General features: G+C 67.6%; 26 protein-coding genes. 13 read left to right on the plus strand and 13 right to left on the minus strand.

Annotated features, from left to right (window positions below):
* Nucleotides 1-84: 84 nt before the first annotated feature.
* Nucleotides 85-2103 (plus strand): thioredoxin domain-containing protein, encoded by a 2019-nt coding sequence (locus KBI52_RS25680; protein ID WP_210812195.1) that lies wholly within the window; start codon nucleotides 85-87, stop codon nucleotides 2101-2103.
* Nucleotides 2104-2258: 155 nt separating this feature from the next.
* On the opposite strand, the gene KBI52_RS25685 is transcribed toward KBI52_RS25680, so the two are convergent.
* Nucleotides 2259-2768, minus strand: coding sequence for an Lrp/AsnC family transcriptional regulator (locus KBI52_RS25685; protein WP_173948726.1), 510 nt, complete (start codon nucleotides 2766-2768; stop codon nucleotides 2259-2261).
* A gap of 119 nt (nucleotides 2769-2887) precedes the next feature.
* On the opposite strand from KBI52_RS25685, the gene KBI52_RS25690 reads away from it, so the two are divergent.
* Nucleotides 2888-3736, plus strand: coding sequence for a DMT family transporter (locus KBI52_RS25690; RefSeq protein ID WP_210812196.1), 849 nt, complete (start codon nucleotides 2888-2890; stop codon nucleotides 3734-3736).
* 214 nt (nucleotides 3737-3950) lie between these two features.
* Here the strand turns inward: KBI52_RS25690 and rho are convergent, their stop codons facing one another.
* Nucleotides 3951-5216 carry a transcription termination factor Rho gene (rho, locus tag KBI52_RS25695; protein ID WP_173948728.1) on the minus strand — a complete coding sequence of 422 codons (1266 nt, stop codon included), beginning with the start codon at nucleotides 5214-5216 and terminating at the stop codon, nucleotides 3951-3953.
* 256 nt (nucleotides 5217-5472) lie between these two features.
* On the opposite strand from rho, the gene KBI52_RS25700 reads away from it, so the two are divergent.
* A complete protein-coding gene (locus KBI52_RS25700) occupies nucleotides 5473-5907 on the plus strand; it encodes a pyridoxamine 5'-phosphate oxidase family protein (RefSeq protein ID WP_210812197.1) in 435 nt (144 codons plus the stop codon).
* A 7-nt stretch (nucleotides 5908-5914) separates the two neighbouring features.
* Here KBI52_RS25700 and hemJ read toward each other — a convergent pair whose 3' ends face one another.
* Together hemJ and hemE are read right to left on the minus strand one after the other, a co-directional pair.
* Nucleotides 5915-6340: a protoporphyrinogen oxidase HemJ gene (gene hemJ / locus KBI52_RS25705; protein ID WP_173948729.1), complete on the minus strand. Its 426-nt coding sequence runs from the start codon at nucleotides 6338-6340 to the stop codon at nucleotides 5915-5917.
* A 1-nt stretch (nucleotide 6341) separates the two neighbouring features.
* Nucleotides 6342-7379 (minus strand): uroporphyrinogen decarboxylase, encoded by a 1038-nt coding sequence (hemE, locus tag KBI52_RS25710; protein WP_210812198.1) that lies wholly within the window; start codon nucleotides 7377-7379, stop codon nucleotides 6342-6344.
* Nucleotides 7380-7758: 379 nt separating this feature from the next.
* Here hemE and KBI52_RS25715 point away from each other — a divergent pair, with 379 nt between their 5' ends.
* The 5 genes from KBI52_RS25715 to dnaQ are packed head-to-tail and all read left to right on the plus strand — an operon-like array spanning nucleotide 7759 to nucleotide 11416.
* Nucleotides 7759-8589, plus strand: a complete 831-nt coding sequence (locus tag KBI52_RS25715) for a pyruvate, water dikinase regulatory protein (protein ID WP_173948731.1) — start codon at nucleotides 7759-7761, stop codon at nucleotides 8587-8589.
* A 4-nt stretch (nucleotides 8590-8593) separates the two neighbouring features.
* On the plus strand, nucleotides 8594-9211 hold the full coding sequence (locus tag KBI52_RS25720; protein WP_210812199.1) for a nucleoside triphosphate pyrophosphatase: 618 nt from the start codon (nucleotides 8594-8596) through the stop codon (nucleotides 9209-9211).
* A gap of 12 nt (nucleotides 9212-9223) precedes the next feature.
* Entirely contained in the window at nucleotides 9224-10072 is an 849-nt protein-coding gene (locus KBI52_RS25725) for a shikimate dehydrogenase (RefSeq protein ID WP_210812200.1), read from the plus strand.
* Nucleotides 10069-10683 (plus strand): dephospho-CoA kinase, encoded by a 615-nt coding sequence (gene coaE, locus KBI52_RS25730; protein ID WP_210812201.1) that lies wholly within the window; start codon nucleotides 10069-10071, stop codon nucleotides 10681-10683. Before KBI52_RS25725 ends, coaE begins: the two co-directional genes overlap by 4 nt.
* A gap of 7 nt (nucleotides 10684-10690) precedes the next feature.
* Nucleotides 10691-11416: a DNA polymerase III subunit epsilon gene (gene dnaQ / locus KBI52_RS25735; RefSeq protein ID WP_210812202.1), complete on the plus strand. Its 726-nt coding sequence runs from the start codon at nucleotides 10691-10693 to the stop codon at nucleotides 11414-11416.
* A 158-nt stretch (nucleotides 11417-11574) separates the two neighbouring features.
* On the opposite strand, the gene secB is transcribed toward dnaQ, so the two are convergent.
* The gene (gene secB / locus KBI52_RS25740; protein ID WP_173948736.1) at nucleotides 11575-12054 is read right to left on the minus strand and encodes a protein-export chaperone SecB; all 480 of its coding nucleotides are present in this window, start codon (nucleotides 12052-12054) and stop codon (nucleotides 11575-11577) included.
* A gap of 262 nt (nucleotides 12055-12316) precedes the next feature.
* Between secB and KBI52_RS25745 the strand changes: the two genes are divergently transcribed.
* The 5 genes from KBI52_RS25745 (at nucleotide 12317) to KBI52_RS25765 (ending at nucleotide 16252) form a co-directional block, all read left to right on the plus strand.
* The gene (locus tag KBI52_RS25745; protein ID WP_173948737.1) at nucleotides 12317-13039 is read left to right on the plus strand and encodes a Tim44/TimA family putative adaptor protein; all 723 of its coding nucleotides are present in this window, start codon (nucleotides 12317-12319) and stop codon (nucleotides 13037-13039) included.
* A 50-nt stretch (nucleotides 13040-13089) separates the two neighbouring features.
* A complete protein-coding gene (locus KBI52_RS25750; RefSeq protein WP_247654657.1) occupies nucleotides 13090-14205 on the plus strand; it encodes a murein transglycosylase A in 1116 nt (371 codons plus the stop codon).
* Nucleotides 14202-14768, plus strand: a complete 567-nt coding sequence (locus KBI52_RS25755) for a Smr/MutS family protein (protein WP_210812203.1) — start codon at nucleotides 14202-14204, stop codon at nucleotides 14766-14768. The genes KBI52_RS25750 and KBI52_RS25755 overlap by 4 nt, the downstream gene beginning before the upstream one ends.
* A gap of 4 nt (nucleotides 14769-14772) precedes the next feature.
* Nucleotides 14773-15180, plus strand: a complete 408-nt coding sequence (locus tag KBI52_RS25760) for a helix-turn-helix domain-containing protein (protein WP_210812204.1) — start codon at nucleotides 14773-14775, stop codon at nucleotides 15178-15180.
* 70 nt (nucleotides 15181-15250) lie between these two features.
* On the plus strand, nucleotides 15251-16252 hold the full coding sequence (locus KBI52_RS25765) for an adenosine kinase (RefSeq protein ID WP_173948741.1): 1002 nt from the start codon (nucleotides 15251-15253) through the stop codon (nucleotides 16250-16252).
* Between the two features lie 141 nt (nucleotides 16253-16393).
* On the opposite strand, the gene KBI52_RS25770 is transcribed toward KBI52_RS25765, so the two are convergent.
* The 8 genes from KBI52_RS25770 to KBI52_RS25805 are packed head-to-tail and all read right to left on the minus strand — an operon-like array spanning nucleotide 16394 to nucleotide 21808.
* Complete coding sequence (locus KBI52_RS25770; protein WP_173948742.1) at nucleotides 16394-16912, minus strand: YidH family protein; 519 nt, start codon at nucleotides 16910-16912, stop codon at nucleotides 16394-16396.
* 56 nt (nucleotides 16913-16968) lie between these two features.
* A complete protein-coding gene (coaA, locus tag KBI52_RS25775; protein WP_173948743.1) occupies nucleotides 16969-17946 on the minus strand; it encodes a type I pantothenate kinase in 978 nt (325 codons plus the stop codon).
* A 23-nt stretch (nucleotides 17947-17969) separates the two neighbouring features.
* Entirely contained in the window at nucleotides 17970-18290 is a 321-nt protein-coding gene (locus KBI52_RS25780; RefSeq protein ID WP_173948744.1) for a phosphoribosyl-ATP diphosphatase, read from the minus strand.
* 7 nt (nucleotides 18291-18297) lie between these two features.
* A complete protein-coding gene (gene map / locus KBI52_RS25785) occupies nucleotides 18298-19047 on the minus strand; it encodes a type I methionyl aminopeptidase (RefSeq protein ID WP_173948745.1) in 750 nt (249 codons plus the stop codon).
* Nucleotides 19048-19105: 58 nt separating this feature from the next.
* Nucleotides 19106-19909, minus strand: coding sequence for an imidazole glycerol phosphate synthase subunit HisF (hisF, locus tag KBI52_RS25790; RefSeq protein ID WP_173948746.1), 804 nt, complete (start codon nucleotides 19907-19909; stop codon nucleotides 19106-19108).
* Nucleotides 19909-20661 carry a 1-(5-phosphoribosyl)-5-[(5-phosphoribosylamino)methylideneamino]imidazole-4-carboxamide isomerase gene (hisA, locus tag KBI52_RS25795; RefSeq protein ID WP_173948747.1) on the minus strand — a complete coding sequence of 251 codons (753 nt, stop codon included), beginning with the start codon at nucleotides 20659-20661 and terminating at the stop codon, nucleotides 19909-19911. Before hisA ends, hisF begins: the two co-directional genes overlap by 1 nt.
* Nucleotides 20649-21299, minus strand: a complete 651-nt coding sequence (gene hisH / locus KBI52_RS25800) for an imidazole glycerol phosphate synthase subunit HisH (RefSeq protein WP_173948748.1) — start codon at nucleotides 21297-21299, stop codon at nucleotides 20649-20651. Before hisH ends, hisA begins: the two co-directional genes overlap by 13 nt.
* Nucleotides 21296-21808 carry a DUF2628 domain-containing protein gene (locus KBI52_RS25805; RefSeq protein ID WP_210812205.1) on the minus strand — a complete coding sequence of 171 codons (513 nt, stop codon included), beginning with the start codon at nucleotides 21806-21808 and terminating at the stop codon, nucleotides 21296-21298. Before KBI52_RS25805 ends, hisH begins: the two co-directional genes overlap by 4 nt.
* Nucleotides 21809-21984 lie beyond the last annotated feature (176 nt).

The following is a 21984-nucleotide window of genomic DNA, read 5'->3' on the forward strand; positions in this document are numbered from 1 at the left end:
GCGTTATGGTTGATGACGTCTTAAGACCGTGAGGCGCGGCCGGGATCCGTGGCGGCCGGTCAGCCCGACTTGGGAGCAGGACCCATGAACCGCCTGAACGAGGCCAGTTCCCCGTATCTTCTGCAGCACCGGGACAATCCTGTCCATTGGTGCGAATGGGGACCCGACGCCCTGGCCGAGGCCCGGCGGCTCAGCAGGCCGATCCTGATCTCGATCGGCTATGCCGCCTGCCACTGGTGCCATGTGATGGCCCACGAGAGCTTCGAGGATCCTGACGTGGCCGCGGTCATGAACGAGCACTTCGTCAACATCAAGGTCGACCGCGAGGAGCGCCCCGACGTGGACCACGTCTATATGAGCGCCCTTCATCTGCTCGGCGAACCCGGCGGCTGGCCCCTCACCATGTTCCTGACCCCCGACGGCGAGCCGTTCTGGGGCGGCACCTACTTCCCCAAGGAGCCACGCTTCGGCCGGCCGGGCTTCACGGCGGTGCTGCGGGAGGTCAGCCGCCTGTACCACGCGGAGCCCGAGCGGATCCTCAAGAACCGGGACGCGATCAAACAACACCTCGCGCGGGCCGAACGGAGCGATGGCGGCACGCTCGGCCTCGCCGATCTCGACCGCATGGGCTCGCGGCTCGCCGGGCTGATCGACCCGGAGAACGGCGGCCTGCAGGGCGCACCGAAATTCCCCAACCCGCCGATCCTCGAGTTCCTCGCCCGCTATGTCCGCCGCACCGGGGACGACGAGGCGGAGAAGGGCTTCCTCCTGACCCTGGAGCGGATGGCGCTCGGCGGCATCCATGATCATCTCGGCGGCGGCTTCGCTCGCTACTCCGTCGACGAACGCTGGCTCGTGCCGCATTTCGAGAAGATGCTCTACGACAATGCGCAGCTCCTGGAGCTCTACGCCCTGGCCTTTGCCGAGACAGGCCGGTCCATCTTCCGGGATGCCGCCGCCGGCATCGTCGCATGGCTCGAACGGGAGATGACCACGCCGGAAGGCGCCTTCGCGTCGAGCCTCGATGCGGATTCGGAAGGCGAGGAGGGTCGCTTCTATGTCTGGAGCCTGTCCGAGATCCAGGAGACCCTGGGCGACGGGGATGCGGCCTTCTTCGCGAAGGTCTACGACATCACCGAGGACGGAAACTTCGAAGGCCGGAACATCCCCAACCGGCTCCTCTCCGGCGAGGCCCCGCCCGCCGTGGAGGAGCGGCTGTCCCTCATGCGGGCGACGCTTCTGGAGCGCCGCGCCGGGCGGGTGCGGCCCGGCCTCGACGACAAGGTGCTGGCGGACTGGAACGGGCTGATGATCGCGGCCCTCGTGCGCGCCGCCGCCCTGCTCGACCGGCCGGACTGGATCGGCCTCGCGGCCCGGGCCTACCGGTTCGTCCGTGACGCGATGAGCCGGGATGGGCGGCTCGGCCATTCCTGGCGTGGCGGCGCTCTGATCTTCCCGGGCTTTGCCCTCGATCAGGCCGCCATGATGCGGGCCGCGCTCGCCCTCTTCGAGGCGACCTGCGAGCCCGCCTATCTCCGGGACGCGGAAATCTGGCGCGACGGTCTGCTCACCGACTTCATGGTCGCCGAGACCGGCAGCCTCGCCATGACGGGCCGGGGGGCGGATCCTCTCGTCGTCCGTCCGCAGCCCACCCAGGACGACGCAGTGCCCAATGCCAACGGGGTCTTCGCCGAGGCGATGGTTCGGCTGGCGCAGATCACCGAGGCGCAGGACGATCTCCGGCGCGCCTCGGACGTGCTGAGCGCGCTCGTGGGAATCGCCCGGTCGGCGCCGCTCGGCCATACCTCGATTCTCAACGCCCTCGACCTGCACCTGCGGGGCCTGAGCATCCTCGTGACGGGTCATGATTCCGACACCCTGTACGCGGCCGCTTTGGCCCTCCCCTATCTCGATCGCAGCGTCCGCCGGCTGCGTCCCGATGAGGCCCTCGACGACGATCATCCGGCCAAGGCACTTGCCAACGAGGGCCCGGGCGCCCGGGCGCTCGTCTGCGCCGGCATGCGCTGCTCCCTTCCGGTTACGGATGCCGAGGAGCTGAGAGCCACAGTGGCCGAGATGCTGGCCGTACGGACAGCGGAATGAGCGGAGTCCATGTTCTCACGTCATCACCGGGCCTGTCCCGGTGATCCCGATGCGAAAGACGCGGCGCTTCATGCAATCGGGATGGCGGCACAAGGCCGGCCATGACGTGGCGAGTGTCGCTCACCGGTCCATTTCGACAAGGAGAGAAACCGCCCTCAGCAATCCGGCTCCCGCCCGGGCGTCTCCCGCTTCAGGTGGGTGAGCGGCAGGGCCGCGTCGGATTTTACCCGAGTGAGGGCGAAGTTCGACCGGATATCGCCGATCATCGGCAGGACCAGGAGCCTGTCGGTCAGAAGCCTCTCGTACGCCTTGAGGTTGGCCACCACGATCTCGGCCATGAAGTCGGCTGTACCGGACACCATGTGGCAGGCCACCACCTCCGGCATCGAGACCAGGGCCTGCTGCAGCGCCTGGGCATTGTCGCGGGAATGCTTCTCGACCTTGATCTCGACGAAGACCGTAAGTCCGAGACCGACCGAATCCCGGTCGAGCACGGCCCGGTAGGTGCGGATGAAGCCGTCGCGCTCCAGCCGCCGCACCCGGCGCAGGCAGGGTGAGGGCGAGAGCCCGACCTGATCGGCCAGTTCCTGGTTGGTCAGCCGCCCGTCGGATTGCAGGGCGGACAAAATCCGCAGGTCGATGGCATCGAGTTCAATGAACGGCATGGCAGCGTCAAACCCCGCTTCGACGCAATCTTCTGCCAAGAACCTGCCGTCATCAAGTCGATCTTCGCAAGGACATGCCCTCGCCTGCCAGCTTATGCTCCAGACCCTGGAGGCTCGCCATGTCCGATCTCGCCGGTTCCCCGTCTCGAACCCGCCTCGACCTAACCGGATGGCTTGCCGCCTTCGCCACGGTGACGATCTGGGCCGTGTGGGCGGTCGCCACCCGCCACGCGGTCACGCACGATCTGCCGCCGGCCGCAATCGGCCTGCTGCGATTCGGGGTTCCCGCCCTCCTGCTCCTCCCGATCAGTGCGCGAACCGGACTGTTTCCGAAAGGCCTCGGCATCGTCAAAGGTCTCGGGCTCCTCGGCTCCGGCGCCCCCTTCTTCCTGATCGTCGCGCTCGGCATGCAATATGCGCCGGCGGCGGAGATCGGGCCGCTCCTGCCCGGTACCATGCCGCTCTTCGTCGCGCTCGTCGGTTGGCTCGTCTTCGGCGAGCGCCTCGCGCGCCTCCGGGTCGCCGGCTTCGGTCTCGTCCTCCTGGGCATCGTGTGCATCACCGGCCAGTGGGGGATCTACACCCATGCCTATCGCCGCAGCGGCCTGTCGGCCCTTCAGGCGGCATCCCTCATCGGCCTGTGGTCCTTTCTCCTCCTCCTGCCCTTCGGGGCTCCGGCCCTGGTCCAGGCGCTCGGCGACGGCCAGGCCGGACCCGTGATCGTGCAGGCGGTCGTGCAGGGTTTTGCCTCGGGCGTCGCCGGCATCGTCCTCTACGGCATCGCCGTGGACCGGCTCGGCGCCTCGCGGGCGGCGGCCGTCTCGCCCCTGTCGATCGTGCTCGCGGCCCTGCTGGCGGTTCCGATTCTGGGCGAGATCCCGGACATGGCCGCTCTGATCGGGATCATCGTGGCGACGCTCGGCGTTGTGCTGGCAAGCGGCGTCTTCGGTTCTGCCCGGACGGGGTGAGGCGAACGTCCGCCATGGCACAGGAGCCGGGATGTTCTTTGTCTTCTCGAACCGGCTGGGCTGCGCGGGCTCGCTTCTGATCTCCGCCGTCCTGACCGTGATCGTGCTCGCCCTCATGGGGGTGTTCTGACGGCAGGAGGAGACCGGGCAAGAAAAAACCCCACCCTCTCGGGCCGAGAGGATGGGGCTGACGATCGGAAGCTCTGTTTCCGCCTCAGGTGTTCATCGAGTCGAAGAATTCCTGGTTGGACTTGGTCTGGCGCAGCTTGTCGAGCAGGAACTCGATGGCGTCGACCGTGCCCATCGGGTTGAGGATGCGGCGCAGCACGTACATCTTCTTGAGCGTGTCGCTCGGCACCAGCAGCTCCTCCTTGCGGGTCCCCGAGCGCGTGATGTCGATGGCCGGGAAGGTGCGCTTGTCGGCGACCTTGCGGTCCAGGATGATTTCCGAGTTGCCGGTGCCCTTGAACTCCTCGAAGATCACCTCGTCCATGCGCGACCCAGTGTCGATCAGCGCGGTCGCGATGATGGTCAGCGAACCGCCCTCCTCGATGTTGCGCGCCGCACCGAAGAAGCGCTTCGGGCGCTGCAGGGCGTTGGCGTCGACACCGCCGGTGAGCACCTTGCCCGAGGACGGCACCACCGTGTTGTAGGCGCGGCCCAGGCGGGTAATCGAATCGAGCAGGATGACCACGTCGCGGCCGTGCTCCACGAGGCGCTTGGCCTTCTCGATCACCATCTCGGCCACCTGCACGTGGCGGGTCGCCGGCTCGTCGAAGGTGGAGGCCACGACCTCGCCCTTCACGGAGCGCTGCATGTCGGTCACCTCCTCCGGGCGCTCGTCGATGAGCAGCACGATGAGGTAGCACTCGGGATGGTTGGTGGTGATCGACTGCGCCACGTTCTGCATCAGCACGGTCTTGCCGGTGCGCGGCGGCGCCACGATGAGGGCGCGCTGGCCCTTGCCGATGGGCGACACGATGTCGATGATCCGCGGCGAGAAATCCTTGCGGGTCGGATCGGCGATCTCGAGATTGAAGCGCTCGTGCGGGAAGAGCGGCGTCAGGTTGTCGAAATGAACCTTGTGCCGGATCTTCTCGGGATCCTCGAAATTGATGGTGTTGACCTTGAGCAGCGCGAAATAGCGCTCGCCTTCCTTCGGGCCGCGGATCGGGCCGTCCACCGTGTCGCCGGTGCGCAGGCCGAACTTTCGGATCTGCGAGGGCGAGACATAGATGTCGTCGGGGCCGGGCAGGTAGTTGGAATCGGCCGAGCGCAGGAAGCCGAAGCCGTCCTGGAGCACCTCGACGACGCCGGCGCCGATGATCTCCACCTCGCGCGCCGCCAGCTGCTTGAGGATCGCGAACATGAGCTCCTGCTTGCGCATGGTGCTCGCGTTCTCGACCTCGAGCTCCTCGGCGAACGCGATGAGTTCTGTGGGCGTCTTGGATTTCAGGTCTTGAAGTTTGATTTCCCTCATCGGGGAACACTCTCGGGGTAAAGTCGCGGTCAGATGGGGCTGTACGCGGGGGAGATCGGGGAAACGTTCGACAGGGCCGCTCAGTTCACGGGAGTGACTTGAGAGAGCCCTAAGGGCCCCGTGCAGCGCACCTGTCTTTGAGGAAGAGACCTCTTATCTAGCCGTTTTCTCCGGAAATCACAAGAGCCTTCGTCACCTCTCCCCGGAACGGAACGTTGCGAAGAGGGGTTGTCGGTGACCGATCCAGGAGACGCCCGTGAGTCAGCTCACCCTCGCCGACCTGTCCGACAAGATGCGCGACATCGACTTTGCCATGCTCTCGACCCATACGAAGGGAGGCGAGATCGCGGGACGTCCCATGAGCAACAACGGAGATGTTGCCTACGAGGGTGATTCGTATTTCTTCTCCTACGAGGAGACGCGGACCGTCGACGACATCAAGCGTGATCCGAAGGTGTCCCTGTCCTTCCAGGGCAGCAAGGGTCTCCTCGGCAAGCCCCCGATCTTCATCGCGGTCGAAGGGCGCGCCGAGCTGATCCGCGACAGAAAAGCCTTCGAGGAGCATTGGACGAAGGATCTTGAAGTCTGGTTCAAGGACGGTGTCGATACTCCGGGCCTTGTCCTGATCAAGGTTCATGCAACCCGCATCCACTACTGGCACGGCATGGACGAAGGCGAGGTGAAGGTCTGAGGAGACGTCAGAACGGCTTCACGATCACCAGGATCACGATGCCGATCATGAGCACCGTCGGCACCTCGTTGATCATCCGGTAGAATTTCGCCGGGCGGGTGTTCCGGTCGGCGGCGAAATCCTTCACGGTGCGCGACAGAAATCCGTGCACGCCGGACAGGACGAGCACCAGGAGCACCTTCGCGTGCAGCCAGCCGGAGGTGAGCCAGCCGCCCTGCCAGACGAGGATTAGGCCGAGAACCCAGGCCAGGATCATGGCCGGGTTGATGATCGCCTTGAGCAGGCGCCGCTCCATGATCTTGAAGGTCTCGGACTGGATCGAGCCCTTGGGCACGTCGCAGTGATACACGAAGAGGCGCGGCAGATAGAGCATGCCGGCCATCCAGGCGATGATGGCGATCACGTGGGCCGCCTTGATCCACAGATACAGCATGTCAGGCCCCCCGCACGCGAGCGATCATCTGCGCCACGTGATCGACCGGGGTCTCCGGCAGGATGCCGTGCCCGAGATTGAAGATGTGCGGGCGCCCGCGCACCGCGTTCAGGATGTGGTCGACGCCCAGGGTCAGGGCCTCGCCGCCGGCGATCAGCGCCAGCGGATCGAGGTTGCCCTGGGTCGCGACCGTGCCGGGCAGGGTCGGCAGAACCAGGGCGGGATCGAGCGTCCAGTCGAGTGCCAGCGCGTCGCCGATCCCGGCGGCCGCGAAGCGGTGGAGATTGGCCCCGCCCCCGCGGACGAAGACAATCGCCTTCGCGTGCGGACGTGCGCTTTTGAGGCCCTCCACCATCCGGCGGATCGGGTTGAGGGACAGCCGGTCGAACAGGGCGGGCGGCAGGGCCGAGCCAAAGCTCTCGAAGATCTGGACCGCCTCGGCGCCCGCGTCGATCTGGCGGACCAGATAGGCCGTGGAGGCCCGCACCAGACGGTCGATCAGGGCGTCCATGAAAGCCGGATCGCGATAGGCCGTGAGCCTGGCCGGCGCCTGGTCGGGGGTGCCCTTGCCGGCGATCATGTAGCTCGCCACCGTCCAGGGCGCCCCGCAGAAGCCCAGCAGCGTCGTTTCCCCGGGAAGGCTCTTGCTGAGGCGGTCCAGGGTCTCGAAGACCGGATCCAGCCGCTCCAGCGGCAGCTCGTCGGCGAGCCTGGAGAAATCGGCCTCGGAGGTGACCGGATCGAGCTTGGGCCCCTCGTTCTCGACAAAGCGCACGTCCTGGCCCAGGGCATGGGGGATGACCAGGATGTCGGAGAACAGGATCGAGGCGTCGAAGCCGAAGCGGCGGATCGGCTGAAGGGTCACTTCCTCCGCAAGCCTCGGATTGTAGCAGAGATCGAGGAAGGAGCCGGCTTGCTTCCTCGTCTCGCGGTATTCCGGCAGATAGCGGCCGGCCTGGCGCATGATCCAGATCGGCAGCGGCCAGACCGGCTCGCCGTTCAGCACGCGCAGGATCGCTTTGGTGGGACGCTCGCTCACAGGCCCTCTCTTAAAAGATAATCTTTGAATCTAAGAATCTGATGTTTCTCTTGGGCCGTGAATCACAAAGCCGCAACCCCGTCCACAGCCGGTCCACACGGGCCAGGCCGTTAACGGGTCGTTAACGGTTGGGGCGGGCGTGCCACAATCCTTTCCGATTTGTTAAACCTTAACAGCCCGTTAACGAAGCTTAACCAAAACTGAATCGAAAACTTGGCGGTGATTCGTGCCGGATTCTCCCAATTCGACATCACGAGAGTCGCACAACGACGAGCCCTGTTGATGGCTCGAGGCGAATCCCACAGGCCTCCTGGCTGGACCTGCGCGCGACGGCGTTTTATCCACACTGATCGACTCCTGTTCCTGGAGGGCCTCCGCCGTGGGACGCAGCTATTTCCATCTCCATCTCGTCTCGGATTCGACCGGCGAAACCCTCATCACGGTCGCCCGCGCGGTGGTCGCGCAATACGAGGGCGTCGCCGCCATCGAGCATGTTTATCCGCTCGTGCGCTCGAACACGCAGCTCGAGCGGGTGATCAGCGAGATTGAGACCGCGCCCGGCATTGTGCTCTACACCCTGGTCGAGCAGGATCTCGCCCACCGGCTCGAGGAGGTCTGCCGCGCCACCGGCTCGCCGCACCTCTCCGTGCTCGAGCCGGTCCATGCCCTGCTCTCCTCCTATCTCGGCACCCATTCGACGGCGCGACCCGGCGCGCAGCACATGCTGAACGCGGAATATTTCAAGCGCATCGACGCGATGAACTTCACGCTTCTCCACGACGACGGGCATCTGCCGCACGATCTCGACGAGGCGGACGTGATCCTGGTCGGCGTGAGCCGCACCTCGAAGACCCCGACCGCGATCTATCTCGCCAATCGCGGCCTGAAGACGGCGAATATTCCCCTCGTGCCCGGCGTGCCGCCGCCGGCCGTTCTCGAAACGGCCCGGAAGGCCCTGATCGTCGGCCTCGTGGCGACGCCGGAGCGCATCGTGCAGATCCGGCAGAACCGGCTGCTCAGCCTCAACGCCGACGACGACACGTCCTATGTGGACCGCGACGCGGTGGCGGAGGAACTCGCGGCGTCGCGGCGGCTATTCGCCCGCAACGGCTGGCCGGTCATCGACGTGACCCGCCGCTCCATCGAGGAGACGGCGGCGGCGATCATCGACCTCTACCGCGACCACCGTCTGCGCTTCATTGCGGAATAAGCCCATGCCGGTACTCTGGACCCCTTCCGACAAGCTCCTCCTCGCGTCCATGAGTGCGACGCGGCTCGCCCTGCTCGTGAGCGCAGGCCTGCCGGTCGAAACTCAGGATTCCGCTATCGACGAGCGGGCCGTCGAGGAGGCGGCCGCCCATGAGGGCCTCGATCCGCCGGCGCTCGCCGCCCGCCTCGCCGAGGAAAAGGCGCTCGCCGTCAGCCGCCGCCATCCGGACCGGGTGGTGATCGGAGCCGACCAGGTGCTCGCCTGCGAGGGCCGGGTGTTTCACAAGCCGGCGGATCGCCCGGCCGCGGAGGCCCAGCTGATGGCCCTGTCCGGGCGGCGCCATGCGCTCCATTCCGCGGGCGCTCTCGCGATCGGCGGCCAAGTGGTCGAGCGCATTCTCGGCACCGCCCATCTGACCATGCGGCCTCTGACCGAGGAAGCGGTCGGGCTCTATCTCGACCTCGCCGGGCCCGACGTGTTCAGGAGCGTCGGGGTTTACCAGCTCGAAGGATTCGGGGTTCATCTGTTCGAGGCGGTCGAGGGGGACCATTCGACCATCCTGGGGCTCCCTCTCCTGCCGCTTCTCGCCTCCTTGCGCCGCCTCGGCTGCCTTGCCCTTTAAGGACCCTGTTCCATGACGAAGGCCTTCGTCGTCGGCCATCCGATCAAGCATTCCCGCTCGCCCCTGATCCATGGCTACTGGCTGAAGCGGTATGGGCTCGACGGCTCCTATGAGCGCATCGACGTGGCGCCTGTGGATTTCGGGGATTTTCTGAAGGACTTCCCGTCCCGGGGCTTTGCCGGCGGCAATGTCACCATCCCGCACAAGGAGATGGCTTTCCTGAATGTGGAGCGCCGCACCGCGCAGGCGCAGCGCGTGGGCGCCGTGAACACCCTCTGGATCGACGACGGGGTGCTCTGGGGCGACAACACGGACGTCGCCGGCTTCATGGCCCATCTCGACGCGAGCCTGGGGACGGGCTGGGAACAGGAGGTGGAAACTGCTCTCGTGCTCGGCGCCGGCGGAGCCGCGCGGGCCGTGGCGGCCGGCCTCCAGGACAGGCCCCTGAAGCGCATCTTCGTGGCGAACCGCACCTCGTCCAAGGCCGAGGACCTGGTCGCCGATCTCAGGCCCGGGAGTCCGGTCGGACTTGAGACCTCGGCCTGGGAAGCGCTGCCGCGGGTGATCCCCCATGCCCGGCTGATCGTCAACACCACGTCGCTGGGCATGGCCGGCCAGCCGCCGCTCGCCCTCGATCTCGCCCGGGCCCCGCGCAACGCCGCCGTGGCCGACATCGTGTACGTTCCGCTCGCGACCCCCCTGCTCGCGGCCGCGGCGGCGCAGAACCTGAGAACGGTCGACGGTCTCGGCATGCTGCTGCACCAGGCCGTGCCGGGCTTCCGGCGCTGGTTCGGCGTGACCCCCGAGGTGACGCCGGAGCTGCGGGCCCTGATCCTCGCCGACATCGAGGGACACCGATGACCTTCGTGCTCGGCCTCACCGGTTCCATCGGGATGGGGAAATCGGCCACGGCCGATCTCTTCCGGCGGCTCGGCGTGCCGGTTCACGACGCGGACGCCACCGTGCACAGGCTCTACCGGGGCCGCGCTGTGCCGGTGATCGACCGGGCCTTTCCCGGCACCGTGACCGACGGTGCGGTCGACCGTGCGCGGCTCGGCGCGGCCGTCCTCAACGATCCGGCCCGCATGAGGCAGCTCGAGGCCATCGTGCATCCGCTGGTGCGGGGCGAGGAGGAGGCCTTCCTTGCGCGGGTCTCGGCCCAGTCGCCGCTCGCCGTGCTGGACATCCCGCTCCTGTTCGAGACCGGCGGCGAGAGGCGCTGCGACGCGGTTCTCGTGGTCACGGCGCCTGCGTCCGTTCAGCGCGCCCGGGTGCTCGCCCGGCCCGGCATGACGGACGAAAAGTTTCATGCCATCCTGGACAAGCAGATGAAAGACGGGGACAAACGGGCCAGGGCCCATTTCCTGGTCGATACCAGCCGCGGCTTCGCCTCCGCCGAGGCGCAGGTGCGGTCGGTTCTCGCCTGTCTCGCCGGCCGCCCGGGCCGGCGGCGCCCTTTCGAGTCAGAGTGAGCCAGCCATGTTGCGTGAAATCGTTCTCGATACCGAAACCACCGGCACCAGTCATGCGAACGGCGACCGGGTGATCGAAATCGGCTGCGTCGAGCTTCTCAACCACATCCCCACGGGCAAGAGCTACCACGTCTACATCAACCCCGAATGCCCGGTCTCGCCCGGCGCCTTCGCGGTGCACGGGCTCTCCGACGAATTCCTCAAGGACAAGCCGGTCTTCGCCGCCGTGGCCGACGAGTTCGCGGCGTTCGTCCGCGACGCCCGCCTGGTCATTCACAACGCGGCCTTCGACATCGGCTTCCTCAATGCGGAATTCGCCCGCACCGGGCACCCGCAGTTCGTCCTGTCCGACGCGGTCGACACGCTCTCGATGGCCCGGCGCAAGCACCCGGGTGCTGCGAACAACCTGGATGCGCTCTGCTCCCGCTACGGGATCGACAATTCCCGGCGCACCAAGCACGGGGCGCTCCTCGACGCCGAGATCCTGGCCGAGGTCTATATCGAGCTGATCGGTGGGAAACAGGTGGGCTTCGACCTGTCGCTGCAGCCCGCCGCCCGGGCCGTTGCGGCCCTGGCGGGGACGACCTCGGATCGCGATGCGCGTCCGCGCACCCTGATCTCACGTCTGACCGAGGCCGAGCGCGCGGCGCACGAGGCCTTCATCCAGTCGCTCGGGCCCAGCGCCCTCTGGCGCGAGTATCTCGGAGAAACGACACCCGAGGCGTCCTCCTGATCTCAATGCGAGCTCGATCCTCGACGTCATGCCGGCCTTGTGCCGGTGATGAGGAACGGGGTCGACGTTCGGCCGATCTCTGAAGGGGTACGCGGCACAAAAAGGGCGAGGCGGTCGCCCGCCTCGCCCGATCCACATGGTGGAACGCGACCGACCGCTTACGACAGGGTCTGGCCGCCGTTCTGCTGGCCCTGCACCTCGGCGGCGCGCTGGCGATAGAGAGCGACGAAGTCGATCGGGTCGATGTAGAGGGGCGGGAAGCCGCCGTTGCGCACCGCGTCGGCCACCATCTGGCGGGCGAACGGGAAGAGCAGGCGGGGGCATTCGATCATCACGACCGGGTGCAGCTGCTCCTGCGGGATGTTCTGGATCCGGAACACGCCCGAATAGGTCAGCTCGAAGGCGAACAGCACCTCCTTGCCGCCGATCTTGGCATCGCCCTCGAGGGTGAGGTCGACCTCGAAATCGGCCTCGGCGAGCTGCTTGGCGTTTACGTTGACCTGCAGGTTGATCTGCGGGCCTTCCGATTGCTGCTGCAAGGAGCGGGGCGCGTTGGGGTTCTCGAAGGAAAAGTCCTTGCAGTACTGCGCAAGGGCGTTGAGCGCGGGCGCTCCGTTGTTTGCCGGGTTCTCGGCCATGGGTTCATGCTCCCTCAGGGGTGTCTTGTGGGGCCCGGACGGAACACGTCGTCAGGCAAAGCGCCGGCTCGCTTCGGGCCATGGGTCTTCGCGCTATCAGCTTCTCCTACACGAAGCAAGATTTCAGCCGACTCATTTGCTTGTCGGGGCCGGAGGTGGATGTTACGACCTCAAGACCCCATATGCGAAGGATGACACCTTCACCTCCTCGACACAACGCCCGGCGACAACCGGGCGCGGGCAGGCTCACAACGGATCGACGATGCAGGATTCCTTCGACATCACGACCCTCATTTTCATTGTACTGGCCGTTTTCGTGATCTGGCGTCTGCGCTCCGTTCTCGGACAGAAGACCGGCAACGAGCAGCCCCCCTTCGACCCGATGTCGCGCCGGGATGCGCCGCTTCGCCCCGGCAATGCGCCGGCCGAGCCCGATCACAATGTGGTGCGCCTGCCCGGCGCCAACGGAGCCCGTCCCGCCGCCGAGGTTCCGGCCGCCGAGCGCTGGAAGGGCATTGCCGAGCCCGGTTCGACCACGGCCCAGGCGCTGGACGGCATTGCCCGCGCCGAGCCGAATTTCGACCCGGCTCAGTTCCTCGAAGGGGCCAAGTCGGCCTATGAGATGATCGTCACGGCTTTCGCGCAGGGCGACCGCCGGACTCTGAAGGATCTCCTCTCCCGCGACGTTTACGAGGGCTTCGAGCGGGCCATCACCGAGCGCGAGCGCCGGGGCGAGACGGTCGAGACCACCTTCGTGTCCATCGACAAGGCCGAGATGGCCGGAGCCGAGCTTCAGGGCAAGACAGCCCAGATCGTGGTCCGCTTCCTGTCCAAGCTGATCACCGCGACGCGCGACGCTTCGGGAACCGTGGTCGACGGCAGCCCGGAGACCGTGGCCGACGTCACCGACGTGTGGACCTTCGCCCGCACGCTCGGCAGCCGTGATCCCAACTGGCAGCTCGTGGCCACCGAAGCGGGGCAATGAGGCATGCCGCGCGGGCTCTCCTCGCCTGTTCTCTCGCCTGGGGCTTAAACATGTCCGCCGGAGCGGCTGCGGCGCTGCAGGATCAGGCGCGCCTGGAGCCCCTGCCCTTCGCGGCGCTTGCCGGCTGGGAAGCCGACGATCATGCGGCCGCGTACCGGGCCTTTCTCCGCTCCTGTCGCGCCCTGGACGGCGCTGCCGCCGCCCTGCGCCCGGCCCAGCCGCCGCAGCACGACCTTCTGACCGTCTGCCGCGCGGCCCTGAGGAACCCCGAGCCGTCGCCCGCCGAGGCGCGCCGATTCTTCGAGGCCCATTTTCAGCCCGTCGCCGTCACGCCCCGTTCCGGCGGCGGTTTTCTCACCGGTTATTACGAGCCTGAATTCCAGGGTTCGCGCGCGCCCGACGCCGTTTATCGGGTGCCCCTGCTCGACCGGCCCGCGGATCTCGTCACCGTTCCTCAAGGGGAAACCTTGCCGGGTCTGGACAAAGGCCTCCAGGCCGCGAGGCTTACGAAGAACGGATACGAGCCCTATCCGGACCGCGCCGCCATCGAGGCGGGCGCCCTGGGCGCCCGCGCGAGGCCCATCGTGTATCTGCGCGAGCCCGGGGAGGCCTTCATCATCCATGTCCAGGGCTCCGCCCGCATCAGGCTCTCCGACGGCACGGTGATGCGCGTCGCCTATGCGGGACGCAACGGGCGGCCCTACACGTCGATCGGTCGCCTGCTGGTCCAGCGGGGCGAGATGGATCTGGAGACCATGACGCTCGACAGGCTCATGGGCTGGCTGAAGGACCATCCGGAGCCCGCCAAGGCCCTGATGCGGCAGAATCAATCCTACATCTTCTTCCGCGAGGCGAGCGAGCTTGCGCCCGCGGACGGGCCGATCGGCGGGGCCGGCATCCCGCTCGTGCCCGGCCGCAGCCTCGCGGTCGACCGGTCCCTCTGGGCCTACGGCCTGCCCGTCTGGCTCGACGGAGAATTGCCCCTCGCCCTCGACAGGACCGAACCCCTGCGGCGGCTGATGATCGCCCAGGATACGGGCTCGGCCATCGTCGGCCCGGCGCGGGGCGACTTCTTCTTCGGCAGCGGCGCCGAGGCGGGGCGCCGCGCCGGCCTCCTGCGCCACCCCGTGCGCTTCGTGGTCCTGCAGCCCAAACCCCGTTCATGACCAGAAAAAGCCGCACCCGCCAGCTCAGCCCCGAGGAGAAGCGGCTCTGGTCCCATGTGGCCCGGCACGTGAAGCCCATGGCGGGCAAGCGCCTGACGCCCGAGCCCGAGCCGGGGGACCGAGCCGCCACGGCCCCGGCCCCGCAGGTCGCCGCTCCCGCGCCCGTTCCGGCCCCGCTCCCGCCTCCGAAGCCGGCCCTGCCGCCGCTCGCTCCGGTGGAGCGCAGGACCCTCCAGGCCCTGCGGCGCGGCCGCAAGGACGTGGACAGCGTCATCGACCTGCACGGGATGCGCCAGGAGGAGGCCCATTTCGCCCTTCTGCGCTTTCTCCATCGGGCGCAGGGCTCCGGCCACGGGCTCGTGCTCGTGATCACCGGCAAGGGGGGCGCGGCCGTCAGTTCCGGCCTCGTCGAGGAACGGGGCGTGCTGCGGCGCATGGTGCCGCATTGGCTGCGCCTGCCGGACCTGCGCTCCCTGGTGGTCGGCTTCGAGGAGGCCTCTCCCCAGCACGGCGGATCCGGTGCACTCTATGTCAGGCTCCGCCGCCGGCGGGGCGCGGGATAGACGGATGACTCCCTTCGGCGAACGAGTACGGCAGCTGCGCCAGGAGCGCGGGCGGATGTTGAAGGACATGGCCGCCCATCTCGGCGTGTCGAGCGCCTATCTCTCGGCCCTCGAGCGCGGCGAGCGCGGCAAGCCCACCTGGGCGCTGATCCAGGGCGTCCTGCAGTACTTCCACATCATCTGGGACGAGGCCGACGAGCTGACCCGCCTCGCCGACCTGTCCGACCCCCGGGTGAAGATCGACACGGCCGGCGGCGACCCGCGGGCGACCCTGCTCGCCAACCGCCTCGCCCGTGAGATCCGCTCCCTGTCGGAGGCCGAACTCGAGGAGATGCTGGCCATTCTCGACCGGGCGCAGACCCGGGAGCGGCGCGCCCCGGTGCCGATCCAGGCGGTGCAGGACAAGGTTTAGCGGACGCCCGCCTTGACCTCCCCTGCCCCGGATGCGAAAGCGCCCCGTCCTTTCTCAATCCCGGTGGCTCATGTCCCAGACCCGCATCGACGTCCTCACCCTCGGCAACGCCATCGTTGACGTGCTCGCCCATACGGACGAGGCCTTCCTCCTCCAGAAGAAGGTCCACAAGGGCGCCATGCAGCTGATCGACGAAGCCCGCGCCGAGGAGCTCTACGGCGACATGGGTCCGGCGGTCATCGTGTCGGGCGGCTCGGGCGCCAACACGGCGGCGGGCGTCGCCTCCTTCGGGGTCAAGGCCGGCTTCATCGGCAAGGTGAAGAACGACGAGACGGGCCGGCTTTTCGCCCACGACCTCAAGGCCATCGACGTCCATTACGACGTGACCCCGGCCGAGGACGGCCCCGCCACGGCCCGCAGCTTCATCCTGGTGACGCCGGACGGCGAGCGTACCATGAACACCTATCTCGGCGCCTGCCAGAACCTCACCCCCGACGACGTGAACCCGGACACGGTGCGCGCCTCGTCCATCGTCTACCTCGAAGGCTATCTCTGGGATCCGCCGGCCGCCAAGGAGGCCTTCCGCAAGGCGGTCAGGATCGCCCACGAGGCCGGCAACAAGGTGGCGCTCACCCTCTCCGACGCCTTCTGCGTCGACCGCTACCGCGACGAGTTTCTGGGCCTGATGCGCGACGGCAGCCTCGACATCCTGTTCGCCAACATCCACGAGCTGCAGAGCCTCTACGGCACGTCCGATGCCGACACAGCGCTCGCCGCCCTGCGCGAGGAGAACGTGCTCGGCGCGATCACGCGCTCGGCGGACGGCGCGCTCATCGTCAGCCGGGGCGAGACCAGGGCCGTCCCGGCCTTCCCGGTGGAGCGCGTGGTCGACACCACGGGCGCCGGCGACCTCTTCGCGTCGGGCTTTCTGGCCGGCCTCGTGAAGAATCTCGACCTCACCGACTGCGCCCGGCTCGGGGGCCTCGCGGCCGCCGAGATCATCAGCCATCTCGGCGCCCGCCCTCAGGCGAACCTGCGCGGGCTCGCCGAGCAGGAAGGGCTGCTGTCCTAAGAACCGCCCTGCCCCTTTATCGGCAATACTCTCCCCGTCGGGGCCGGGCTTGTCCCGGCCATCCCGATCCGAAGTGCGCCGCGACTCACAGCATCGAGATCACCGGCACGAGGCCGGTGATGACCCGATAGGGTGATCGCTTCACCCGCCCGTCCGCCCGAACCACAGGCCGAACAGGGCCGCGAGCGAGACGAGCGCGAGAAAACCGTTGAACAGCACCAGCAGGAACGGCGGGAGGCGCTGCACGTCCGGGTGTGGCGGCTGCGAGCCCGTAAAAATCTGGCGCCACACGGCCGAGCCGAAGCAGAAGGCGCTGAACAGCACCAGGATCGATCCGGTCGAGACGATCATCCAGTCCGGCACCACGCCCTCCAGGAGCTTCTTCGCCCCGATCCCGGAGGCGAGCGCGGCGAGACCCGTGCGCACCCAGGCCGCGTAGGTGCGCTCGGCGGCAAAGACCGTGCGGTTGGCGGCCAGCTCCGTGCGCCGGTCCGCGCTGTCCTTCATCTGCACGCTGGCCTTGGCGGTGGTCTTGGCGGCTTCCTGCGTGTGCGCGGCCGCTTCCTGCGTCTGCTCGGCGGCCTCCTGGCTCTGCTCCGCCGCTTCCTGGGCGTGCTCGGCGCTGCGCTTGAGCTTTTCGTCGACCGGGTGCGTCGTCATGGCTCCTCCCCTCATCCGGAGGCACAACGCTCACGGTTGAGAAATGGTTGGACCCGTTAGAGCCGTCTCAGCGCCACCGTCTCGATCCGGTGGCTCGGGCCCTTCTTCAGGATCAAGCTCGCGCGCTGGCGGGTGGGCACGATGTTCTCCTGCAGGTTCACCAGGTTGATGCGGCTCCACAAGCCGTCCGCGATGGTGATGGCTTCCGACTCCGACAGTTCCGCATAACGCCGGAAATAGGACAGCGGATCGCGGAAGGCGGTGTGGCGCAGGCGCAGGAAGCGGTTCACGTACCAGCGGTGCAGGTCCTCCTCGTCGGCGTCGATATAGACCGAGAAGTCGAAGAAGTCGGACACGAACGGAATGGCCGTGCCGTCCTTGGGCATGCGCGCGGGCTGGAGCACGTTGAGGCCCTCGACGATCAGGATGTCCGGCCGGTCGACGGTGGTCTCCTCGCCGGGCACCACGTCGTAGACGAGGTGGGAGTAGAGCGGCGCCTTCACGTTGCGCTTGCCGGCCTTGATGTCGGCCAGGAAGTGCAGGAGCTTGCCCGTGTCGTAGCTCTCCGGAAAACCCTTGCGCTCCATCAGGTTGAGCCGGGTCAGCTCGGCATTCGGCAGGAGGAACCCGTCCGTGGTGACGAGGTCGACCTTCGGGGTGTTGGGCCAGCGGGCCAGCAGCGCCTTGAGCACGCGGGCCGTGGTGGACTTGCCGACCGCCACCGATCCCGCCACGCCGATGATGTAGGGCACCTTCTCCTGCTGCTCGGCCAGAAGGAAGCGCTGAGTCGCCTTGAACAGGCCCTGCGTGGCCGCGACGTAGAGGGAGAGCAGGCGCGAGAGCGGCAGGTAGATCGCCGCGACCTCGTCGAGGGAGATCGGATCGTTGAGGGATTGCAGCTGCACCACCTCGTCGGCGGTGAGCGTCATGGGCGCGTCGGCGCGCAGGCGGGCCCATTCGTCACGCGAGAAGATGCGGTAGGGCAAGAGGCCGTCATCGTCCTCGTCGGCGGACATCAGGTTGGGCTGGTCCATGCGAACCACCTCTTTTCCAGGTTTTAGGTCTTGCGCGCGGCCTTCTCGGCAAGACCCGACTGCGCCGTGCGGCGCTCCAGTTCGGCCATGACGTCACTTAGAGGAATGTTTGCGCCCTGCAACACGACCAAAAGATGATACAGCACGTCCGCGGCTTCCGCCGTCAGGTTCTTCCGGTCGCGCTCGACGGCCGCGATGGCCGCTTCGACGGCCTCCTCGCCCAGCTTCTTGGCCGCCTTGGCCGGCCCGCCGGCAATGAGCTTGGCCGTGTAGGATTCGGTCGCCGGCGCGGCCGCGCGCTCGGACACGATGCGGGCGAGGTCGTCGAGGGTGAAGGTGGTCATGATGGAACTAACCCGGCAATGTGACGACGAGAGGACCGTTTCGGGTGGCGACGACCGTATGCTCGTACTGGACCGTCGGGGCGCGGGGATCGCTGAGCAGGGTCCATTCGTCCTCGCCGTCCGTTGCCCAGTTCGCCCCCAGGGACAGGAAGGGCTCCACGGTGAAGACCAGGCCCTCGGCCATGATACGACGCTCGGAGCGGTCCGGCCACGTGGCGATTTCCTTCGGCTCCTCGTGCAGGGAATGGCCGATGCCATGGCTCGCCAGGTTGCGCACCAGGGTATAGCCGTTCTTCTCGGCGAATTGTCCGATGGCCTGCCCGATGCCGGCCATCGGCCGGTTCGCACCGACCTGGCGCAATCCCACCCACATGGCGCGACGGCCGTCCCGGCAGAGCCGCTTGGTCGCATTCGTGACCGGCGGGACCGCGAAGGACGCACCGGTATCGGCGAAAACGCCGTTCTTTTCCGCCGAGATGTCGATGTTGACGAGGTCGCCCGCTTCGATGCGCCGGGGGCCGGGAATGCCGTGAGCCACCTCCTCGTTCACGCTGATGCAGGTTGCCCCGGGAAAATCGTAGACGAGTTCCGGGCCGGAGCGGGCGCCGGCCTTCTCGAGCAGCCGGCGGCCGATCAGGTCGAGCTCCGCCGTGGTCATGCCCGGCTCGAGGGCCGCCGCCATCGCCTCGAGGGTATTGGCGACGATCCGGCCGATGTCCTGGAGCTTGGTCAGATCGTCCTCGTTGGAGACCGTCATTCGCTGAATCCCTTCAACTGGGGGTCATGATCGGGCACGCGCGTCGTGACGGCCACGCTCACGGCCGACCTGACGCGCTCTGCGCCGGCTCGTCCAGCCGCATCTTGAGGCCCTTCCCGGCCATGTAGCCCTTGGCCTCGCCGATCGTATGCGTGCCGAAGTGGAAGATCGAGGCCGCGAGCACCGCGCTGGCATGGCCGTCCTTCACGCCGTCGACCAGATGGTCGAGATTGCCGACGCCGCCGGACGCGATGACCGGCACCGAGACCGCATCCGCGATGGCGCGCACCAGCGCGAGGTCGTAGCCGCCCTTGGTGCCGTCCCGGTCCATGGAGGTGACCAGAAGCTCCCCTGCCCCGAGCTCCGCCACCTGTCGGGCGAACGCGATGGCGTCGATCCCGGTGGCGTTGCGACCGCCATGGGTGAAGATCTCCCAACGCGGTTCCTCGCCTGCGCCCGACACCTTCTTGGCGTCGATGGCCACGACGATGCACTGGTTGCCGAATTTTTCCGACGCCTCGCGGACGAAATCCGGGTTCTTCACCGCGGCCGTGTTGATCGAGACCTTGTCGGCGCCGGCGAGCAGCAGCCTGCGGATGTCCTCGACGGTCCGCACGCCGCCGCCGACGGTGAGCGGCATGAAGCAGGCTTCGGCCGTGCGCTGCACCACGTCGAGCAGGATCCCCCTCGCCTCGTGGCTTGCCGTGATGTCGAGGAAGCAGAGCTCGTCGGCGCCGGCCGCGTCATAGGCCTTGGCGGCTTCGACCGGGTCGCCCGCGTCGATCAGATCGACGAACTGCACGCCCTTCACGACGCGCCCGTCCTTCACGTCGAGGCAGGGAATGAGACGCACTTTGAGCATCAGGCGGGCTCCTTGCGCACGGAGCGCAGCAGCGTCAGCGCTTCCTGCGGGTCGATGCGTCCGTCATAGAGGGCGCGGCCGGAGATGGCGCCGTTAAGGACCGCGCAATCGGGCTGGGTCAGGCGCTCGATATCGGCCATGGAGGCGAGGCCGCCCGAGGCGATGACCGGGATCGAGACGGCGCGGGCGAGCCCTAGGGTCATGGGGAAGTTGAGGCCCTTGAGGATCCCGTCGCGGGCGATGTCCGTGTAGATGATGGCGGCCACGCCCGCATCCTCGAACCGGCGGCCGAGCTCCTCGGCCGACAGGGTCGATGTCTGGGCCCAGCCTTCGACCGCCACCAGCCCGTCCTTGGCGTCGATGCCGACCGCGATCTTGCCCGGATGGAGCCGGGCGGCCTCGCGCACGAAAGCGGGATCGCGCACGGCGGCCGTGCCGATGATGACGCGGGACACCCCCTTCCCGAGCCAGCCCTCCACGGTCTTCATGTCGCGGATGCCGCCGCCGAGCTGCACCGGGATGCCGACCCGCTTGAGGATGGTCTCGACCGCGGCCGCGTTCATCGGCTTGCCCGCGAAGGCGCCGTCGAGATCGACCACGTGCAGCCATTCGAAGCCCTGGGCCTCGAAGGTGGCGGCCTGGTCGGCCGGATCGTCGTTGAACACGGTCGCCTGGTCCATGTCGCCCTGGACGAGGCGGACGCAGCGGCCCTCTTTGAGATCGATGGCAGGATAAAGGATCACGGGCGCCACCTCAAAAAATTGGCGATGAGCTTGAGGCCGAGCGCCTGGCTCTTCTCGGGATGGAACTGGGTGCCGACGAGATTGTCCCGTCCGACAATGGCGGTCACCGGGCCACCGTAATCGGCGGTGGCGACCACGTCGTCGGGGCTTTCCGGCGTCAGCGCGTAGGAATGCACGAAATAGGCATGCAGCCCGTCCGGCCCGGTCGGGATGCCGTCGAGCAGGGGGTGCGGCTTCGCCAGGGTCAGCGTGTTCCAGCCCATATGGGGGATCTTGAGCGCGGGATCGCCCGGCTGGATCGGCTTCACGTCACCGTGGATCCAGTCGAGGCCGTAGCTGACCGTGTGCTCGAGGCCGCGGGTCGCCATGAGCTGCATGCCGACGCAGATGCCGAAGAAGGGGCGCTTGTCCTCATGGACGCGCCGCTGCAGGGCCTCCACCATGCCGGGAACGGAGTCGAGGCCGCGGCGGCAATCGGCGAAGGCGCCGACGCCCGGCAGCACGATCCGGTCGGCCCTGGCGACGAGGGCCGGGTCGGACGAGACGGCAATGGAGAGGTCGAGCTCGGCCTCCCGGGCCGCTCGCTCGAAGGCCTTGGCGGCGGAGTGCAGGTTGCCGGACCCGTAATCGATGATGACGACGCTCACCGGGGACGCTCCGCATCGGGGAAGAGGCCGATCACCGGCTCGGACCTCCGGGGGGTGGACAGAATGGCTGCCGGTGCCGGGCCGCGGGGCGGGGACGAGGCCAGGGATGAGGCCAAGGATGACTTGGCCGCGAGCCAGCGGGCGAAGGCCTTGGCCTCCGCCTCGTCCTGGTCCTCGGCCGTCACCACGTCGGCCACCGGCAGGCCGTGGCGGGCCAGGGTCCAGCGCCGCAGGCTGTTGGCCTCGAGCCCGATCAGACCCTGCAGCAGGAGCTGCGCGAGGGAGCCGGCCAGGGGATGCACGTCGAGCAGGGCCATCAGGCCCCCGAAGGCGAGGACCAGGACCAGGACCCCGAGACCGGCGAGCCAGAGCCGATGGTAGAAGAACCACAGGAACGTGAAGAAGAACGCCCCCCAGGAAAAGGCGTCCCTCACGAGCTCCGACTCGTCGAGAGCGGTCGGGTCGCCCGGCCGCGCGTCGCGCGGGAGGTGCAGGGTATAGGTGGTCATGACGTTTCCTCAGGCCTTGCCCGGTGAGGTGACGACGACGATCTCGCCAGGCAAGAGGCTCTTCGACCATCGGACCCGGAAGCGGACGCCGCTTCCGGAACGATCCAATGCTCCATTCAAAGACGGCGCATCATGCGGGACGACAGGACCGACTTTTCCGCACGATGCGTGAGTGA

The sequence above is a fragment of the Microvirga sp. HBU67558 genome, from assembly GCF_018069605.1.
Taxonomy (GTDB): Bacteria; Pseudomonadota; Alphaproteobacteria; order Rhizobiales; family Beijerinckiaceae; genus Microvirga; species Microvirga terrae.

Bases quoted from the DNA above. Each gene is read 5' to 3' on its own strand.
- KBI52_RS25680 (WP_210812195.1), top strand. From the start codon at position 85: ATGAACCGCCTGAACGAGGCCAGTTCCCCGTATCTTCTGCAGCACCGG.
- KBI52_RS25685 (WP_173948726.1), bottom strand. From the start codon at position 2,768: ATGCCGTTCATTGAACTCGATGCCATCGACCTGCGGATTTTGTCCGCC.
- KBI52_RS25690 (WP_210812196.1), top strand. From the start codon at position 2,888: ATGTCCGATCTCGCCGGTTCCCCGTCTCGAACCCGCCTCGACCTAACC.
- rho (WP_173948728.1), bottom strand. From the start codon at position 5,216: ATGAGGGAAATCAAACTTCAAGACCTGAAATCCAAGACGCCCACAGAA.
- hemJ (WP_173948729.1), bottom strand. From the start codon at position 6,340: ATGCTGTATCTGTGGATCAAGGCGGCCCACGTGATCGCCATCATCGCC.
- KBI52_RS25720 (WP_210812199.1), top strand. From the start codon at position 8,594: ATGCCGGTACTCTGGACCCCTTCCGACAAGCTCCTCCTCGCGTCCATG.
- KBI52_RS25725 (WP_210812200.1), top strand. From the start codon at position 9,224: ATGACGAAGGCCTTCGTCGTCGGCCATCCGATCAAGCATTCCCGCTCG.
- coaE (WP_210812201.1), top strand. From the start codon at position 10,069: ATGACCTTCGTGCTCGGCCTCACCGGTTCCATCGGGATGGGGAAATCG.
- dnaQ (WP_210812202.1), top strand. From the start codon at position 10,691: ATGTTGCGTGAAATCGTTCTCGATACCGAAACCACCGGCACCAGTCAT.
- secB (WP_173948736.1), bottom strand. From the start codon at position 12,054: ATGGCCGAGAACCCGGCAAACAACGGAGCGCCCGCGCTCAACGCCCTT.
- KBI52_RS25745 (WP_173948737.1), top strand. From the start codon at position 12,317: ATGCAGGATTCCTTCGACATCACGACCCTCATTTTCATTGTACTGGCC.
- KBI52_RS25750 (WP_247654657.1), top strand. From the start codon at position 13,090: ATGTCCGCCGGAGCGGCTGCGGCGCTGCAGGATCAGGCGCGCCTGGAG.
- KBI52_RS25755 (WP_210812203.1), top strand. From the start codon at position 14,202: ATGACCAGAAAAAGCCGCACCCGCCAGCTCAGCCCCGAGGAGAAGCGG.
- KBI52_RS25760 (WP_210812204.1), top strand. From the start codon at position 14,773: ATGACTCCCTTCGGCGAACGAGTACGGCAGCTGCGCCAGGAGCGCGGG.
- KBI52_RS25765 (WP_173948741.1), top strand. From the start codon at position 15,251: ATGTCCCAGACCCGCATCGACGTCCTCACCCTCGGCAACGCCATCGTT.
- KBI52_RS25770 (WP_173948742.1), bottom strand. From the start codon at position 16,912: ATGACGACGCACCCGGTCGACGAAAAGCTCAAGCGCAGCGCCGAGCAC.
- coaA (WP_173948743.1), bottom strand. From the start codon at position 17,946: ATGGACCAGCCCAACCTGATGTCCGCCGACGAGGACGATGACGGCCTC.
- KBI52_RS25780 (WP_173948744.1), bottom strand. From the start codon at position 18,290: ATGACCACCTTCACCCTCGACGACCTCGCCCGCATCGTGTCCGAGCGC.
- map (WP_173948745.1), bottom strand. From the start codon at position 19,047: ATGACGGTCTCCAACGAGGACGATCTGACCAAGCTCCAGGACATCGGC.
- hisF (WP_173948746.1), bottom strand. From the start codon at position 19,909: ATGCTCAAAGTGCGTCTCATTCCCTGCCTCGACGTGAAGGACGGGCGC.
- KBI52_RS25805 (WP_210812205.1), bottom strand. From the start codon at position 21,808: ATGACCACCTATACCCTGCACCTCCCGCGCGACGCGCGGCCGGGCGAC.